The 15,217-nt window shown below is 57.4% G+C and carries 14 protein-coding genes; 3 read left to right on the top strand and 11 right to left on the bottom strand.

Features of this window, described 5'->3' with window-relative positions:
* Positions 1 to 79: 79 nt before the first annotated feature.
* Positions 80 to 1,345, top strand: a complete 1,266-nt coding sequence (locus I2G40_RS03230) for a hypothetical protein (RefSeq protein ID WP_195544153.1) — start codon at positions 80 to 82, stop codon at positions 1,343 to 1,345.
* A 214-nt stretch (positions 1,346 to 1,559) separates the two neighbouring features.
* Here I2G40_RS03230 and ettA read toward each other — a convergent pair whose 3' ends face one another.
* From ettA to I2G40_RS03215, 3 genes are all read right to left on the bottom strand, one after another.
* Complete coding sequence (gene ettA / locus I2G40_RS03225; RefSeq protein ID WP_055251458.1) at positions 1,560 to 3,239, bottom strand: energy-dependent translational throttle protein EttA; 1,680 nt, start codon at positions 3,237 to 3,239, stop codon at positions 1,560 to 1,562.
* A 184-nt stretch (positions 3,240 to 3,423) separates the two neighbouring features.
* The gene (locus I2G40_RS03220) at positions 3,424 to 4,128 is read right to left on the bottom strand and encodes an SdpI family protein (protein ID WP_195544152.1); all 705 of its coding nucleotides are present in this window, start codon (positions 4,126 to 4,128) and stop codon (positions 3,424 to 3,426) included.
* Positions 4,121 to 4,399 carry an autorepressor SdpR family transcription factor gene (locus I2G40_RS03215; protein WP_195544151.1) on the bottom strand — a complete coding sequence of 93 codons (279 nt, stop codon included), beginning with the start codon at positions 4,397 to 4,399 and terminating at the stop codon, positions 4,121 to 4,123. The genes I2G40_RS03220 and I2G40_RS03215 overlap by 8 nt, the downstream gene beginning before the upstream one ends.
* A 179-nt stretch (positions 4,400 to 4,578) precedes the next feature.
* Here I2G40_RS03215 and I2G40_RS03210 point away from each other — a divergent pair, with 179 nt between their 5' ends.
* Complete coding sequence (locus tag I2G40_RS03210; RefSeq protein ID WP_195544150.1) at positions 4,579 to 5,376, top strand: tRNA threonylcarbamoyladenosine dehydratase; 798 nt, start codon at positions 4,579 to 4,581, stop codon at positions 5,374 to 5,376.
* Positions 5,377 to 5,390: 14 nt separating this feature from the next.
* Positions 5,391 to 6,173 (top strand): TatD family hydrolase, encoded by a 783-nt coding sequence (locus I2G40_RS03205; protein WP_035138846.1) that lies wholly within the window; start codon positions 5,391 to 5,393, stop codon positions 6,171 to 6,173.
* A gap of 278 nt (positions 6,174 to 6,451) precedes the next feature.
* On the opposite strand, the gene I2G40_RS03200 is transcribed toward I2G40_RS03205, so the two are convergent.
* The 8 genes from I2G40_RS03200 to I2G40_RS03165 form a co-directional block, all read right to left on the bottom strand.
* Entirely contained in the window at positions 6,452 to 7,315 is an 864-nt protein-coding gene (locus tag I2G40_RS03200; protein ID WP_035138847.1) for a PfkB family carbohydrate kinase, read from the bottom strand.
* A 14-nt stretch (positions 7,316 to 7,329) separates the two neighbouring features.
* On the bottom strand, positions 7,330 to 8,298 hold the full coding sequence (locus I2G40_RS03195) for an SIS domain-containing protein (RefSeq protein WP_195544149.1): 969 nt from the start codon (positions 8,296 to 8,298) through the stop codon (positions 7,330 to 7,332).
* A 62-nt stretch (positions 8,299 to 8,360) separates the two neighbouring features.
* A complete protein-coding gene (locus I2G40_RS03190) occupies positions 8,361 to 9,212 on the bottom strand; it encodes a sugar phosphate isomerase/epimerase family protein (protein ID WP_117840177.1) in 852 nt (283 codons plus the stop codon).
* Between the two features lies 1 nt (position 9,213).
* Positions 9,214 to 10,797, bottom strand: a complete 1,584-nt coding sequence (locus tag I2G40_RS03185; RefSeq protein ID WP_195544148.1) for an amidohydrolase — start codon at positions 10,795 to 10,797, stop codon at positions 9,214 to 9,216.
* Between the two features lie 9 nt (positions 10,798 to 10,806).
* The gene (locus I2G40_RS03180) at positions 10,807 to 12,270 is read right to left on the bottom strand and encodes a YfcC family protein (protein WP_195544147.1); all 1,464 of its coding nucleotides are present in this window, start codon (positions 12,268 to 12,270) and stop codon (positions 10,807 to 10,809) included.
* 218 nt (positions 12,271 to 12,488) lie between these two features.
* Positions 12,489 to 13,232 (bottom strand): GntR family transcriptional regulator, encoded by a 744-nt coding sequence (locus I2G40_RS03175; protein WP_117629749.1) that lies wholly within the window; start codon positions 13,230 to 13,232, stop codon positions 12,489 to 12,491.
* A gap of 150 nt (positions 13,233 to 13,382) precedes the next feature.
* Positions 13,383 to 14,042, bottom strand: a complete 660-nt coding sequence (locus I2G40_RS03170; RefSeq protein ID WP_324252562.1) for an HAD family hydrolase — start codon at positions 14,040 to 14,042, stop codon at positions 13,383 to 13,385.
* A 63-nt stretch (positions 14,043 to 14,105) separates the two neighbouring features.
* On the bottom strand, positions 14,106 to 14,948 hold the full coding sequence (locus I2G40_RS03165; RefSeq protein WP_195544145.1) for a Cof-type HAD-IIB family hydrolase: 843 nt from the start codon (positions 14,946 to 14,948) through the stop codon (positions 14,106 to 14,108).
* Positions 14,949 to 15,217: the final 269 nt, after the last annotated feature.

The following is a 15,217-nucleotide window of genomic DNA, read 5'->3' as shown; positions in this document are numbered from 1 at the left end:
CGCCCGTTTGCCTTGGGCGACGAGATGGCAAGCCCCGCGCGATGGTAAGATGCTTTGGTGTGTAAAGAGGAGATTTGCCATGAGCAAGACAATAGTTAAGCCCACGCTATCGCTGGGCAACCACATCTATCTGTATCGCCTGCTGCGCGACGCGATTGGGTGCGGCAAGCAAACGTTTATGACGCAGGTCGAGGAGGCACTCGCCGCTGGTGACATGGTCGCATATGACCTGGGCTTTGAGTCCACGCGCGAGCTGCTCGAGGAGCTCGACGACTGCATTAAGCTGACTGTCTTTAAGGGCGGTCGCCTGTATGCCACCGTCATCGCCAACGAGGCTTGGGATGCCGCCCTTGCCAAAGGCGAGGACAAGCCCAAAGCTGCCAAGGGCGCCAAGCAGTCCTACAAAAAGAAAAAGCGCGGCGAGAAGGACCTCAAGGCCGTGCGCCCCAAGCACGTTAAGCGTCCCGAGCCCGAAGCCATGGTTGAAGTCGTGCCGGAACCCGAGCCCGAGACAGAGATCGAAGTCGCTATTGAGGTAACGGCAGAAGCCGAAACCGAAATCGCTGCCACGACCGAGCCCGTAGTCATATCCGAGCAGGAAGCCACTGCCGAGCTCAACGAGGCTCCCAAGTCGACAGCCGAAGAAGCCGCTAACCTATCCGAAACGCCTGCGTTCCAAAACAGCGATGTCTTTGGCGACGAGGCTGAGGACAATCAGCCCGAAGAGCCCACAGAACAGGACGCTGCCGAGGCGGCATCGGAGCCCGAGGTACCGCAGCCTGCCATCTCGCTCACGGTCGTCTATGACCCCGAGAACGCCAACGCCGGCATCACCACCATGGCATCCACGCCCATCGAGGCAAAGCCGTCTATCGAGGCGGAGGACGCCCCAGAAGCCGATGCCAAAACCGAGACTGAAGACACATCCGTCTCCGTGGAACCGACAGATTCCGCAGTTAATCCGGAACCGGTGCCTGAGTCTGTACCCGTCATCGAGTCCACATCCGCACCTGTACCGGCTCCGGTCCCCGCGCCCGCAGCACCGACCATCCCTGAGGACTTCCCCGTCGATTTCGCAACCGAGGTCTTCTGCCCCGGCCCGCTTCTGCACCAGTTGTCGACCTATCTCCCCTACGGCGCCGATACCCTCGGCATCGTCGGCGAGTACTACTGGATCGCCCGCGAGCGCGGTACTATCGAGGCCGCGCGAAACCGCGCAAGCTTCCCCCTGCGCTACACGCAGGCCGGCGAGCGCCACGAAGTTACCGTGCGCGTCCGCCGCAACACCACCGGTGGCCTCGGATCCACCTGGGCCATCGATAAAGTCGAAGAACCCGGGCAGTAACGACAAACGGCTCAAATCCAAATCAGGATTTGAGCCGTTTTTATTTGTTGATGTTGCGTAACCAACAGCGAGCGGGCCGCAAGTGCCCCAGGTTGCCGTGAAAGAGGAGCGACGCGTACTTCGATACGCGAGCGACGGCTTGAACGGCAAGATGGGGTGCTTGCGACCCGCGCGGCGTCGAGCAGTTACGCGGTTTGGAAAACCGCGTAACGATCTAGTCGCGCGTCAGCTTACGGTGAATACGATGCGGCTGGGCTGCATCCTCGCCCAGGCGCTCGATGCGGTTGGCCTGATAGGCCTCGAAGTTGCCCTCGAACCAATACCAGTTGCCCGGATTCTCGTCGGTGCCCTCCCACGCCAGAATGTGCGTGGCAACGCGGTCCAGGAACATACGATCGTGGCTAATGACCACCGAGCAGCCCGGGAACTCGAGCAGCGCCGCTTCGAGCGAGGACAGCGTCTCGACGTCGAGGTCGTTCGTGGGCTCGTCGAGGAGCAGCAAGTTGCCGCCCTGCTTGAGCGTAAGCGCCAAGTTCAGACGGTTGCGCTCGCCACCGGAGAGTACGCCAGCGCGCTTCTGCTGGTCCTGGCCCTTAAAGCCAAAGCTCGCCACGTACGCGCGGCTCGGAACCTCGGTCTCGCCGACCATCATGTGGTCTAGGCCGTCCGAGACGACCTCCCATAGGTTCTTATCGGGGTCGATGCCGGAACGGTTCTGGTCGACGTAAGAAATCTTGACGGTCTCGCCCACCTCGAGCTCGCCCGAAGTCAGCGGCTCCAAACCCACGATGGTCTTGAAGAGCGTAGTCTTACCCACACCGTTGGGACCGATGACGCCCACGATGCCGTTACGCGGCAGGGTGAACGAAAGGTCGTCGATGAGCACGCGGCCATCGAACTCTTTGTGCAGATGATGGGCCTCGAGCACCTTGTTGCCCAGACGCGGGCCCACAGGGATGCGAATGTCAGTCCAGTCGAGCTTCTGGCTTGCGCGCGCCTCAGCCTCCATCTCCTCGTAGCGGGCCAGACGGGCCTTGTTCTTGGCCTGACGGGCCTTGGGCGAGCTGCGCACCCACTCGAGCTCGGCCTCCATGCGCTTGGCGAGCTTGGCGTCGCGGTTGCCCTGTGCCTCGATACGGGCGGCCTTGGTCTCCAGATACGTGGAGTAGTTGCCCTTGTAGGGATAAAGGTGACCGCGGTCGACCTCGCAGATCCACTCGGCAACGTTATCCAGGAAGTAGCGATCGTGTGTGACGGCAAGCACCGCGCCCTGGTAGTTGTGCAGGAAGTGCTCGAGCCACAGGATCGACTCGGCGTCCAGGTGGTTCGTGGGCTCGTCGAGCAGCAGCAGGTCGGGAGCCTCGAGCAGCAGCTTGCACAGGGCCACGCGACGGCGCTCGCCGCCAGAGAGCACGTTGACCGGCATGTCGGAATCGGGCAGCTGCAGGGCGTCCATGGCCTGGCCGAGCTTGGAATCGATATCCCAGCCGTCGGCGGCGTCAATCTCGTCCTGGAGCTTTCCCATCTCGGCCATGAGGGCGTCCATGTCGCAGTCCGGATCGCACATCTCCTCGCCGATCTTGTTGAAGCGATCGACCTTGGCGATCATGTCGCCAAACGCCATGCGCACGTTCTCGATGACGGTCTTGTCGTCGTCAAGCGGCGGCTCCTGCTGCAGGATGCCCACGGTGTAGCCGGGGGTAAGCCTGGCATCGCCGTTGGAGACCTCCTCGATGCCGGCCATGATCTTGAGCAGGGTCGACTTGCCCATACCGTTGGGGCCCACGACGCCGATCTTGGCACCGGGGTAGAAGCTCAGGGTCACGTCGTCAAGGATCACCTTGTCGCCATGGGCCTTACGAGCCTGATACATCTGGTAGATAAACTCTGCCATTTGCCTGTTTTATCCTTTCTACCTGCTGTTTCTCTATTCTTGTTTCGCTTTAGTAGAAACGAAATGAGGAAATCAGCTCTGAAACGTAACGAAAAAGGGGCATGGTTGCCCATACCCCCTAATACTACCTGGGAAAAATCCCCCAGAACATACCATGAACTGCGTACGCTAGTTTTCCGCAACCTTAACGAACAGCCCGCTGAGATTTGCGCCACAGCAGATACGAGTAGACGTAGACGGCTCCGACCGAACCAAACGCCAGAACCGCAATCACCGCGGCGACGACTTCATTCGAAAGCACCGCACCTGCCACGCCCATCGCAATCAGGCCAACACCCAGCACCATAAAGCAGGCACCGCCAAAGCGCTGCGTACGGCGCCAGTTCTCGGGATCGGCAAGCGCCCAAGGCGTCTTGATACCGAGCGTATAGTTCTGCTTCACACGCGGCAAGTAGTTGCCTACGCCGATGAACAGCAAACCGATAGCACCGGAAATCAGCACGTTGACCGAACCGACCGCCGGCACCACGCCCCAGACCGTAAGCTCTCCCAGCCAGCTTACGGCACACATGAACAAGGTAAAGGCGATTACGAAGCCCTGATAGAACTTGCCCGAGGTTCGATATGCCTCACCTTTGGGATCGATGCGCGGCACCACGCGGAACATTGCGAGAAGCGCCAGCGGCAACGCGCCGAGCGCCGATGCCATCCAGCTAGGACCCCAACCGTCGACAGCGTCGTTCGCGCCCCAGTGCGTGGGAATCTGCGCAGGCAAGCTCGGCATCACCCAGAGATGCGCGGCAACATTAATAGCGCAGACCACAACAAGCATGGCCCACGCGCGCGACGATACCCCCGTGGCGTGAATGCCCTTGTTTTCGTTATTCATCCTTATCACCTTCCGTGTTTGTAAAGCCCATAAACCAACCGATCAAGTCCTGCATGACGGTGGTGTTTAAGCTGTAAACGATGTTTTGGCCATGACGTTCGTCGGTCACCAACCCGGCGTTTTTGAGCGTCGCCAAATGATGGCTCAATGACGGCTTGCTGATGTCAAAATGCTCGGCAAGCTCCCCAGCCGTGCGATTGCCCTCGCGCAGCAGTTCCAAAATGTGACGCCGTGTAGGATCGGTCAGCGCCTTAAAACCCTCTCCCGGCATAAGACCTCCTCTCATCATCTCTCATGACGTGCACACTATACTCAATATTTAGATGTTTGTCTAACTATCAAATCGCAATGCTTCAAACCACATCAAAGCAAACGCCATCGCAACCTATGGGCGATTACCTATAATGGCGATAGCTAAAACACGACCTGCTTCCCCATCGGAGGATATTAATGACCGAAACCACAGCCGCAACTCCCATCGAGACACGCGACACCAAGCTCGAGATCATCATGGGCCGCGAGGCACTCGACAAACTCGCCGCCGCCACGGTGCTGGTGCTCGGCTGCGGAGGTGTGGGCTCCAATTGCTGCGAGGCACTTGCCCGCGGCGGCATTGGTCATTTCGTCATTCTGGATAAGGACATCATCGCGCCCAGCAATATCAATCGCCAGGCCATCGCCTTTCAAAGCACCATCGGCAAGTGCAAGGTCGATGTTATGGAAGCCATGATCCACGACATCAATCCAGCCGCTACCGTCATCAAGCGCACCGAATACCTGTTGAGCGACAATATCGACGAATTTTTCGCGCGCGTTTTGGAGCAGACGGACGGCAAGCTCGACTACGTCGTCGACGCCATCGACACCATCTCGGCCAAGCTCACCATTGCCAAATATGCTCAGGACCACGACATTCGTTTGGTTAGCTCCATGGGCGGGGCCAACAAGCTCCATCCCGAGTGCCTCCGCTTTGCCGACATTTTCGATACGGTACGTGACCCCATGAGCCGCATCATGCGCAAAGAATGCAAGAAGCGCGGAATCAAGAGCCTGCATGTACTGTTTAGCTGCGAGGAATCGGTTAAGACACAGCCCCGCGACCCTTCCAACATCCACGAGCGCACCGAGCTGGGAACCGCCAGCTTTATGCCGCCCATCATGGGCCAGATGATTGCCGGCGAGGTTATCCGCCAGATCAGCGGCCGCGGCACTGAGCGCGTACGCTCCGATGGCCAACGTCTGGACTAGCGGAGCGCACCGAGATGGAGCCCCGGTTATTTGATGCACACTGCCATCTTGATTTAATGGCTCACCCGGACGCCGTTGCCGATGAGGCGACGGCGCTGGGCTTGGGTCTATTTGACTGCGGCGTCAATCCGCGCGACTTTTCGGCCGCAAACGAGCGCGCCTGTCGCCAACCAGGCATCATCGCCGGCGTTGGGCTTCACCCCTGGTGGCTCGCCGATGGCCACTGCGGTTTTGTCGAAGTCAATCTGCTTTGCGAAGTTGCTGCCCAAGAACGCTACATCGGCGAAGTCGGACTCGACTTTTCCGCGCGCTTTGCTGGAAGTGAGCCGCTACAAATACAGGCACTTAACCGGCTCTGCGATGCGCTCGTGCAGCATCCTCTTACCGGGCGCGTGATATCAATTCACGCCGTTCGTTCGGCAGGAGCCGTACTGGACGTCCTCGAATCGCATGGACTACTCATCCCAAACCCCGACTCCCCCGTTATCATCTTCCACTGGTTTAGCGGTACTTCGGACGAACTCGTCCGCGCGCGTAATGCGGGCTGTTATTTTTCCGTCAACGAACGCATGCTCGCATCTAAACGAGGACGCGAATACGTACGACAAATTCCACTCGATCGTTTACTGCTCGAGACCGATGCACCAGCGGAGGCAAACGCAGAAATAAGCGCACAGTCACTCATCAGATCGCTCGAAAGCGCCTCAGAACACGTCGCCTCGCTCAAAAAATGCGACGCAAAGCATATTGAGTCGGCGGTTTTAGCGAATGCACACTCTGTTTTTAGCCTTCGCTAACCCCTGTGGTCAAAAAACGTCAAATATGAGTACTGCTAGCGAAATGGATACATTACCCTGAGCTTTCCGACCACCAGAATAATCTACGATTGTCCATTAACTAACACTTTTACAGTCACTCATCCTGCATTTTCGCAATCTTAAACCCCTCCAAACGCTCAAATCACGTCTGAAGGGGTCGATTTTGCTGCGACTAAATTAGTCACAGTACTCATATTTGGCTTTTTTGACCACCGAGTCACGGGAAGGCACCAATACAGCTCCCCGGGACAGCTCGGCTATTCGACGATTGGTGCTCCGTGGCCCCAAGAACCTTCCATGCCGCACACGGTCGAGGCAAACCCGGCAGCAAAGTCGAGCGCGCGCTCGATGGCCTCGGCGCCATCCTCACCACGCTTGGCGGAATCGAGATAGCACATCAAAAACGAGGTGAGGAACGAGTCGCCCGCCCCCATGGTGTCCTTCATGTCCGTTACCGGTTTAGCCAGCTGGCGGTAATAACGCTCGCCGTCGTAAGCAATGCAGCCCTCGGCGCCCGCCGTAGCCGACACAAAACGCGGACCCAGGCCCTTCACCCATGCCAGACGCTCGCGAATCTCGTCCTCACTCGCGGCATCCGCCGCACTAAAGAAAGCGAAATCGACGTAGGGCGCAATCTGCTCGTAGTACTCGTCGGTGGAGTCATCCGAAAAGTCAAAAGAGACCGTGACGCCCGCAGCCTTCAGCTTGGGCAGCTCGCGCTCGGTAAAGCAATAGTTGCCCGAATGAACCACATCGAACTGCTTCATGTACGAAAGGTCAAAGCGATCGAGGACATAGCGCGCATCGCCACGGATACCGCCCTCGTTGGAGCCAAGGAAGACACGGTCACCGTCAACGACGGTCACGCGAGCCGCTCCGTTCTCGCCAATCATCTGCTCGCACTTGTCAAGCTCGATACCTTCATCCTCGAGGCTTGCAATGACATGCTCGGCAGCGGCGTCATTGCCAAAAATGCCCATGTATGCGGAGCGTGCGGCACCGCATTTCTTGGCATAAACGGCGAAGTTCACCGCATTGCCGCCGGGATACATGGTGTGGATATGCTCGTAGCGATCGACGACGTTGTCGCCAAATCCGAGCGCGTTAACGTTAAATGCCATGGCCTTTGCCCCTTCTAGTACTCGACAACACCCATATAGCGACGGAAATCGGGATCGTGATCAAACACCTTGCCGCGTGCAGCACGCAGCTCGCAGTTCATGGCGTAGAACAGCACCGGGTCCAGATAGGCACGGACGCTCGCCGGCACGGCTTCCATACCGTACTCCTTGGCATCGAGCACCATCAGCGTATCGGTATGCGTCTTAAGGAACGCCAGGGCGCGCTCGTCCATAGCACGGCACTCGCTGGAGCCCATCTGCAGGAAGTAAAAAACGCCATCCTGAGTAGCCTCGAAGGGGCCGTGGAAGTACTCGGCAGAGTGGATGTAGCTACAGTGCTGCCACTGCATCTCCATAAGAGAGCAGATAGCGAAACCGTAGGTCTGGCTAAAGTTGGGACCGCTGCCCAGAATGTAGAAGAACTCGTGCTCCTGGCAAAGCTTGGCAAAGCGATCGCCCAGCTCGGCATTTACCTTCTCGCGTGCCGGGGGAAGAATCTTATCCATCTCGGCGATACCGGCATACATATCGGCAAGATCGGCGTAGCCCTCCTGCTGATCGAGCAGCTCGGCCGCAAGCGACAGCGAAATGCCAGCGGGGACCTCGGCCTGCGGCACGCCCTCGCCCCACGGGTAGACCCACGTGGTCCACTTGCCGGAGTCGATCTTGGATCCAGCGTTGTCGGTCTGGGCGATCACCGTAGCGCCGGCAGCAAGGGCAATCTCGCAGTCCTCGACGACCTCGGGGGTGTTGCCACTGTGGCTACAAGCGATGACCAGGGACTTCTCGCCCAGACGACGCGGACGCATGATATCGAACTCGCGAGCCGTATAGATATACGAAGTGAAGGTGGTTGCCTCGCGCTGCAGAAGCTCATGAGCCGGGATCAAATCGATCATGGAGCCACCGCAAGCAATCCAGTAGACGCTGTCGAACTTGCCCTTCTCGGCAATTGCCTCTTTGATCAGATCGTGTGCGTTCATATCCAGTTCCTTTCTTATTTGGCCCGCAATCAATGACGTTGGTTGCGTGGCCGATGGTTGTTTTAGTCAATCAGATATTTCTCGAATGCGGCCATGTTCTTGGCATCCGCCGCCGCCGGATCATCGTAGTAACGACCGTCCGTGATTTCCTGGCCCAGCATGCCGTCGAAACCATGGGCGTTGAGCGTGGCGACGAAGGCGTCCATATCGTGCTTGCCATCGCCCCACACCAGATGGCCATACGGGTCACCGTCGATAAAGTGCATCTCGTGAATTGCCCCATCACCAAAGGCGGCAAACCAGTCCTCGAGCGTCTCGCCTGCAACGCCCATCGCGGTTGTATCAACCATGGGCTGTAAGTACGGGCTCGCGACCTCGTCAATCATGCGCTTCGCATCGGAAACCGTCGTCACAAGGTTGCTCTCCTCGGGACGCAGGCTTTCCATCGTAAGCACCAGACCGTGCTCGCCGGCATACTCCGCCAGAATGGACAAGTGCTCGCGGCTGCGCTTCCAGGCTTCCTCGCGGTCCTCGTCCCAGTCGCCCCAGCCCGAGTTGACGGACATACGGTCGCACCCAAGTACCTCGGCAAGCTCAATGCCGTGCTTAAAGTACGCCAGGCTGCGCTGTTCATGCAGCGGTTTGCGTGCGCAGTACTGCCAAGGATAGACAACATTCTCGGGGCACAGAGTACGATACCTAAGCCCACGGTCTGCAGCCTTTTTCGCCAGGACCTCAGCCTCAAAGTAGCCCGTGTGGTCGAGCGTCACATGCGGCTCCGCACACCACAGCTCAATGGACTCAAAGCCCAAGCGCTGCTGCACATCAAGGAAGTAATCGAGCGACCACATGATGTAGTGGATATTCATGCCCGCAATCTGCTCGCGGCGCAGCGTCGGTTTGGATTCAGGCATCTTATGCCTCCTTATTTCGATCGAACACGATTTGTCCGTCCGACATCGTCATGTCAACCGCAAGATCACGTGCGTCGCGATAATCGAGGTCGAACACATCCCGATCGAGCACGCAGATATCGGCAAGCTTGCCAACCTCAAGCGTACCCAGCTCGTCTTCGCGCATCAGGTCGTACGCGCCCCCGGCAGTCCAAGCGCACAAGAGCTCGACAAGCGTCAGCGTGTTGACCTCATTCACGGGCAGTCCGTCGTCGAAGTATCCGCCGCACGCACTGTAGATTGACTCGCCCAAGCTCGGAATCAACAGCGGCAAATCCGTGCCACAGCACACTGTGCATCCGGAATCTTCCATGCCGCGGCGATTCCAGCTGTGCAAAAGTCGCGTCTCGCCAATTTGTCGACGCATCATCGACAGGCAATCCTCGCGCCGGTCCAGCGTCAGAATCTGCGGATAGACCTCGCAAATTCCACCTAACTTGCCAAACTTGACAAGATCGGTCGGGTCAGAGTTCTCGAGATCGGTAATCGCATGGCGACGAAGCATCCGTCCATGCTCGTCTCGAGGCAGCGAGGCATAGAGCGCCACGGTGCGACGAACGGCGCCATCGCCCTGGCAATGCAAGGAATATCGGAAGCCGTCAGCATCAATTGCACGCAGCTCGTTCTCAATCAGATCCCACTCTGGCTCCTCGACGACCGTCTTGCCGGCAGCGCCCGCATCGGCCGAGTCCTCATAGGGGTCTATCATCTCGGCAAGCCCCGCCCATACGCCGCGGTCGGTCATACGGTTGAAGCCAGAAAAACGAACGAACGGTCCCCGGAAGCGCTCTCGCGCCTCGCGGGCATATGCCAGATTTGCACCGGCGCCCACCGGCTGCGACATCATAGAGACGCGAACCGTCAGCTCACCAGATTCCTCACGGCGAGCCATTTCGTCGGCAAAGCCGTAGTAGTCATCAAACGCCATTTCCTTGATGGCGGTAACGCCGCGCTCGTTAAGCATGCTCATGTAGTCCGAATACCCGGCACGCACCTCGGGCAGCGCGAGGAAATCGCTCATCATGCGCCAGATCTTCTCGGCATAGCACGCCTGGGGTGTAAAGCCGTATCGCGCACTGGCGGCAGCATTGAGAACGCAGGTCTCCGCACCCGATGTAAAGCAGACGACGGGGATATCGCCAAAACAATCGTCAAACACAGCTGCCGTATTTGCGTTCTCGGCATCCGATGCCAACGTTTCGGGTAGGTTGTGGCCAAAAGCCGCCGCGCAATCCGGATGATCTTCTTTCCATGTACGCAAGAGCGACACGGCCTCTTTGGCATCAGCGATGCCGGACAGATCAGACCCCAACGTCCGCAGCGCCCAGCCTGTATAGAAGGTATGTACATCGATCAGGCCGGGCATGACGGTGCGGTCGCCCAGGTCAACTACCTCGTCCGCCTGGGTCAAATACGAAGCTACCTCACACTTGGTGCCAACAGCCTCAATTCGATTGCCACGGACCGCTACGAAACCTTCAAACGGCAGGTCCCCCGTACCGGTAAAGACGCTCTTAGACGTCAGGACCGTCAAACGATCAGACATCACAACCACCTACACCGGAAGCATGCCAGAGATTGCCGTTACAATCACGCCAAAGACGACCATGAAAATGAAGAACTTCCAAATGGTCTTCCACCATTGGCCAAACGAAATCCTAGCCACGGCAAGACCGGCGACCGTCATGCCCGCCACGGGGCTGATGGTGTTGATGGTCTGGTTGGCAAACTGGAGCGCGGTGACGGCTGCCTCGGGATTGAGGCCCATGAGCTCGGTCAGGGGGCCCATAACGGGCATGGTGAGCGCCGCCAGGCCAGAACTCGAGGGAACCAGCAAAGAGAGCAGGCCAAGGACGATATACATAAACGTGGTGTAGACGGCGGCGGGTGCGCCGGCGAGCGCGGTAGCGAGCGCCTGGAGGATGGTGTCGATGATCATGCCGCCCTCGGCGATGACCAGAATACCGCGAGCGATACCGATAACGATGGCAGCGTACGCAAAGTCGGCGAGACCCTTAACGAACTCCTCTGCGATTGTCTGCTGGTCAAGACCGCCCAGGATACCGGCAAGCAAGCCCATGCCAAGGAACACGGCGGAAATCTCATTCATGTACCAGCCCTGGGTAACAAGACCCCAGACGATAATGCCCATACCGCAAGCAAAATCGATGAGCACGAGCTTCTGACGGATAGTGAACTCTTCCTCGATGGAGGCATCGGTCACGGAAAACTCAATACGCTTGAGCTTATCGTCCTCGTACACAATGGACGACTCGGGGTTTTTCTTGACGCGCATGGCGTAGCGCATGGCCCATGCGATACCGACGGCAGTGAAGATAACCCAAGAAACGGCGCGCAGCCACAGTTGCGGATTACCCTCGATGCCAATGATGCCTTGGGCGATCAAAACATTAAACGGGTCGATGGTCGAAGCACAATATCCCAGGTTAGGACCAAGGAAGCAGATGATGAATGCCGTCATCGAGTCATAACCGATACCCATCATGATGGGAATGAAGATGGCATAGAACGGCAGGGCTTCCTCAGACATACCAAACGTAGTGCCGCAAATGGACAGCAATGTCATCGTGATGGGAATGATGAGGATGTCCTTGTTCTTGAGCTTTTTAATCACACGGCTCATGCCGGCATTCAAAGCGTTGGTCTTGGTGATGATCGCGAACGATCCGCCAATCAATAAGACGAACGCAACGACGTCGGCAGCCTCCTGGATGCCCTTGGTGGGCGCTTGCAGAACCGCGAAGATATCCTGGCCCAGATTGATGGTCTCGCCGGCCTCGGAATCGGTGTAGTTCTTATCGACCTGTTCATAGGTTCCAGCAACGGCGACTTCACGCTCGCCCGCCGCTGTCGAAATCGTCTTGCGCTGATACTGACCAGAGGGAACGATCCAAGTCAGGACCGCAAAGACAACGATCAGCAAGAACATGATCGTATAGACATGCGGTAATTTGAACTTAAAACGTCTGTTTGTCTTCTTCGCCTTCGTATCTGACATAGATACCTCCAAAGAACTCGAGACTGCATCGTATCTCGCTTCAACGTTTGCACAATGCAAACGTTCTATGACGTTCCATAGATTACCAGCAGCTTTTTCCTTCATCAAGATAATTTCAAACTGATTGCCGCAACGCGGTTGAACGGTTGCGTTTGCGCCGTGAACGGTATGGAAACGCCCGGTGAGATGATCCACCGGGTGTTTCCATTCGCAATGTCCTAGATGTCAAAAACGTAGCGAGACCCAACGATCCGCTGACGACCGATGATAAACGGCCGCCGCTGCTCATCGAAAAAGAAGGCTTCCATATAAAACAAGGGCTCGCCAACGGGAACTGCCAACAGTCGAGCGACCTCGGGCGACGCGCACGCGATCTCGAGCGTGCACGGGTCGGTAAACGCGGGCGTGCGGCCCGTCCGGTTGCGCACGAACTCAAAAATGGATTGGTTAGATAGAGGTGCCGTTGATAGATAGGCGTTGTCCTCGTAAACATATATGTTGTTCTCGAGCATGACAGGGACGCCATCGGCAGTGCGCACGCGCTCAACGCAAATCAAGTCAGTTCCAACGGGAACACCAAAGAACTGTGCTTCGGTGGAATCCGCCGGCAGTATCTTTCTCGAAATGACACACGCCCCCGGTTCCATTCCGTTAACGCGACATGCGTCCGAAAAACTCTGGACGTCATCCTTCTGGCGAATCTTGCGCTTAAGCTTGGGGGCATTGACAAACGTGCCTTTCCCCTGCCGCTTCGTTAGATAGCCCTGCTGGACGAGCTCCTCAATAGCGCGTCGCACGGTAACGCGGCCAACTTTATAGCTCTCAGCCAATTCGAATTCGTTGGGTATCCGCGCGCCCGCCTTGTAGGCGCCGGAGTTGATTTCGTTTTTGATGATATCAATAACCTGTTGGTACAGCGGTATCGCTGCTTTACCGTCAGTTGGCCCTTCAGTCGGTGGCATATACCCTCTCCCAGCACAATTAATTCTAAAACGGGCTTAAGGGCATTCAACAAGCCCTTAAGCCCGCATTAGCTTAAAGTATGCTAGGTGTCGCACCAAAATGTTGGCTATTTACTCATCAGACCCGAAAAACGCGCAACTACCGCGCTCCTAAGAAAGCGTGAGCAGCTCCGGCAGCTGGTCGATAATCTTGTCCGCGGCATCCTGGCTAAAGCCAAAGCGCTCCTCGCGCTTGGCAATGACTGTCAGGCCGGCTCGCTTGCCGGCAGTGATGCCAGGCACCGAATCCTCGACGCAGCAGCAGCGATTCGCGGGCAGCCCCAGCAGGTCCAGCGCATGCAGGTAGATGTCGGGCTCGGGCTTGCTCTCCTTAAACTGCTCGCCGCTCACCACATACTCAAAGGCATCCGACAGCCCGCATGCGTTGAGCACTTCCTCGATGCTATCCATGGGAGACGAGCTGGCAAGCGCCACGCGAACGCCACGGCGCGGCAGCTCTCGAATCGTATCCACGGCGCCTGGGTTAATCAAAGCCTGATAGTCGCGCGGACGCTTATGCGCCCACTCGTTCCAACGGGCCAACGCTTCCTCGCCAGTGAAATGCCCCTTACCGGCGCGCTCAAACCAATCGACCAGCATATGCAGGAAGAACTGGTGCGAAGTACCGACCTGCCCATTCAACTCCTCTTGAGTCAGGTTAAGCCCAAGCTCCTTGGCAAACGCGGCAGTCTCGCCCAGGTAGTAATACTCGGTATCGACAATCACGCCGTCCATGTCAAAGATAACGGCGTCGAACGGAAATGCGGACACGGCACCCTCCCTAACAAAAGGGCGCCCGCAAGCGGACGCCCGAGCCATGCACTATCGGCGATTCTAACCCAGCAGCTTATCCAGCGCCACCGCAATGCCGTCTTCGTTATTATTGGCGGTCACCATCTGGGCTACAGCCTTGACCTCATCGACGGCGTTGCCCATGGCAACACCGGTGCCGGCCCACTCAATCATGGACTTGTCGTTCTGGCCGTCGCCAAACGAGACGACCTCGCTGGCATCGATGCCGAGCTTGGGCAGGGCACCCTCGAGCGCGCGGGCCTTGTCGATACCAGGCGCCGTGTACTCAAAGTACCAGTCGGCCGTAAACATGCCCGAAAGCGTCTGGGTAAAGGGCGCATACATCTCCTCGTAATGCGCCTGCAGGTAGGCCGGATCGCCTGCCGTCAGCAGCTTGTCTACGGGATAAGTGTCCACGACCTCATGCAAGCTCTCGACCTCGCGGATCTTAAGGTCGCAGGCATCGCGCTCGTATTTGACGATATTCTTCTGCGAGCCGTCCGGCAGTGTAATCATGCAGCGATACGAGTCCTCTACATGCAGGTCGCGCCCGAGCGAGATCATGGGGATCACATCATAGTTTTGCAGGTGATCAATCAGACGGTGCAGTTCGTCAGCTGGCATGGCCTGGTCAAAAAGGACCTCATCGGTCTGAGCGTCGACAACATGCGCGCCATTGAAAGCGACTAGCAGACCGTCATGGTTTTGGAGGTCGAGCTCCTGTGCCAGAGCATGTAGCCCCCATGCGGGACGACCCGAAGCCAAGATGAGCTTAATGCCCGACTCCTGCGCCGCGAGCAGCTTTTCGCGCGTACGCGGGCTGATCACCTTCTGATCGTTGGTGAGCGTACCATCGATATCCATTGCGATGGCTTTAATTGCCATATGTGCCTCCTTGCATCGTTTTTATCGCGCACTATCTTATCCGAGCCGGGGCACGTTCGCACGGCGCGCGTATGACGGTTGCAAAACCACCCCATTTGAAACAAAGACAAAAAAGTACTTGCAAAGACGCGTTCCGACATATAAGTTGATAAAAGACCGCCGTTGCGGTTTTAAGTAGATCGAGCATATGAAGTTTGAGTTTTAGCGTGTAAGAGAAGGAAGATCGGCAAAGTACAACCCCAAACGCAATGACAACTTAATGAGGTAAC

The organism is Collinsella aerofaciens (genome assembly GCF_015558785.1).
Lineage (GTDB): Bacteria > Actinomycetota > Coriobacteriia > Coriobacteriales > Coriobacteriaceae > Collinsella > Collinsella aerofaciens_P.
The sequence above is the reverse complement of the archived record's forward strand: the minus strand, read 5'-3'. Positions and strand labels throughout refer to the sequence as shown.

Coding starts and splice junctions, on each gene's coding strand:
- I2G40_RS03230 (WP_195544153.1), top strand. CDS start 80: ATGAGCAAGACAATAGTTAAGCCCACGCTATCGCTGGGCAACCACATC.
- ettA (WP_055251458.1), bottom strand. CDS start 3,239: ATGGCAGAGTTTATCTACCAGATGTATCAGGCTCGTAAGGCCCATGGC.
- I2G40_RS03220 (WP_195544152.1), bottom strand. CDS start 4,128: ATGAATAACGAAAACAAGGGCATTCACGCCACGGGGGTATCGTCGCGC.
- I2G40_RS03215 (WP_195544151.1), bottom strand. CDS start 4,399: ATGCCGGGAGAGGGTTTTAAGGCGCTGACCGATCCTACACGGCGTCAC.
- I2G40_RS03210 (WP_195544150.1), top strand. CDS start 4,579: ATGACCGAAACCACAGCCGCAACTCCCATCGAGACACGCGACACCAAG.
- I2G40_RS03205 (WP_035138846.1), top strand. CDS start 5,391: ATGGAGCCCCGGTTATTTGATGCACACTGCCATCTTGATTTAATGGCT.
- I2G40_RS03200 (WP_035138847.1), bottom strand. CDS start 7,315: ATGGCATTTAACGTTAACGCGCTCGGATTTGGCGACAACGTCGTCGAT.
- I2G40_RS03195 (WP_195544149.1), bottom strand. CDS start 8,298: ATGAACGCACACGATCTGATCAAAGAGGCAATTGCCGAGAAGGGCAAG.
- I2G40_RS03190 (WP_117840177.1), bottom strand. CDS start 9,212: ATGCCTGAATCCAAACCGACGCTGCGCCGCGAGCAGATTGCGGGCATG.
- I2G40_RS03185 (WP_195544148.1), bottom strand. CDS start 10,797: ATGTCTGATCGTTTGACGGTCCTGACGTCTAAGAGCGTCTTTACCGGT.
- I2G40_RS03180 (WP_195544147.1), bottom strand. CDS start 12,270: ATGTCAGATACGAAGGCGAAGAAGACAAACAGACGTTTTAAGTTCAAA.
- I2G40_RS03175 (WP_117629749.1), bottom strand. CDS start 13,232: ATGCCACCGACTGAAGGGCCAACTGACGGTAAAGCAGCGATACCGCTG.
- I2G40_RS03165 (WP_195544145.1), bottom strand. CDS start 14,948: ATGGCAATTAAAGCCATCGCAATGGATATCGATGGTACGCTCACCAAC.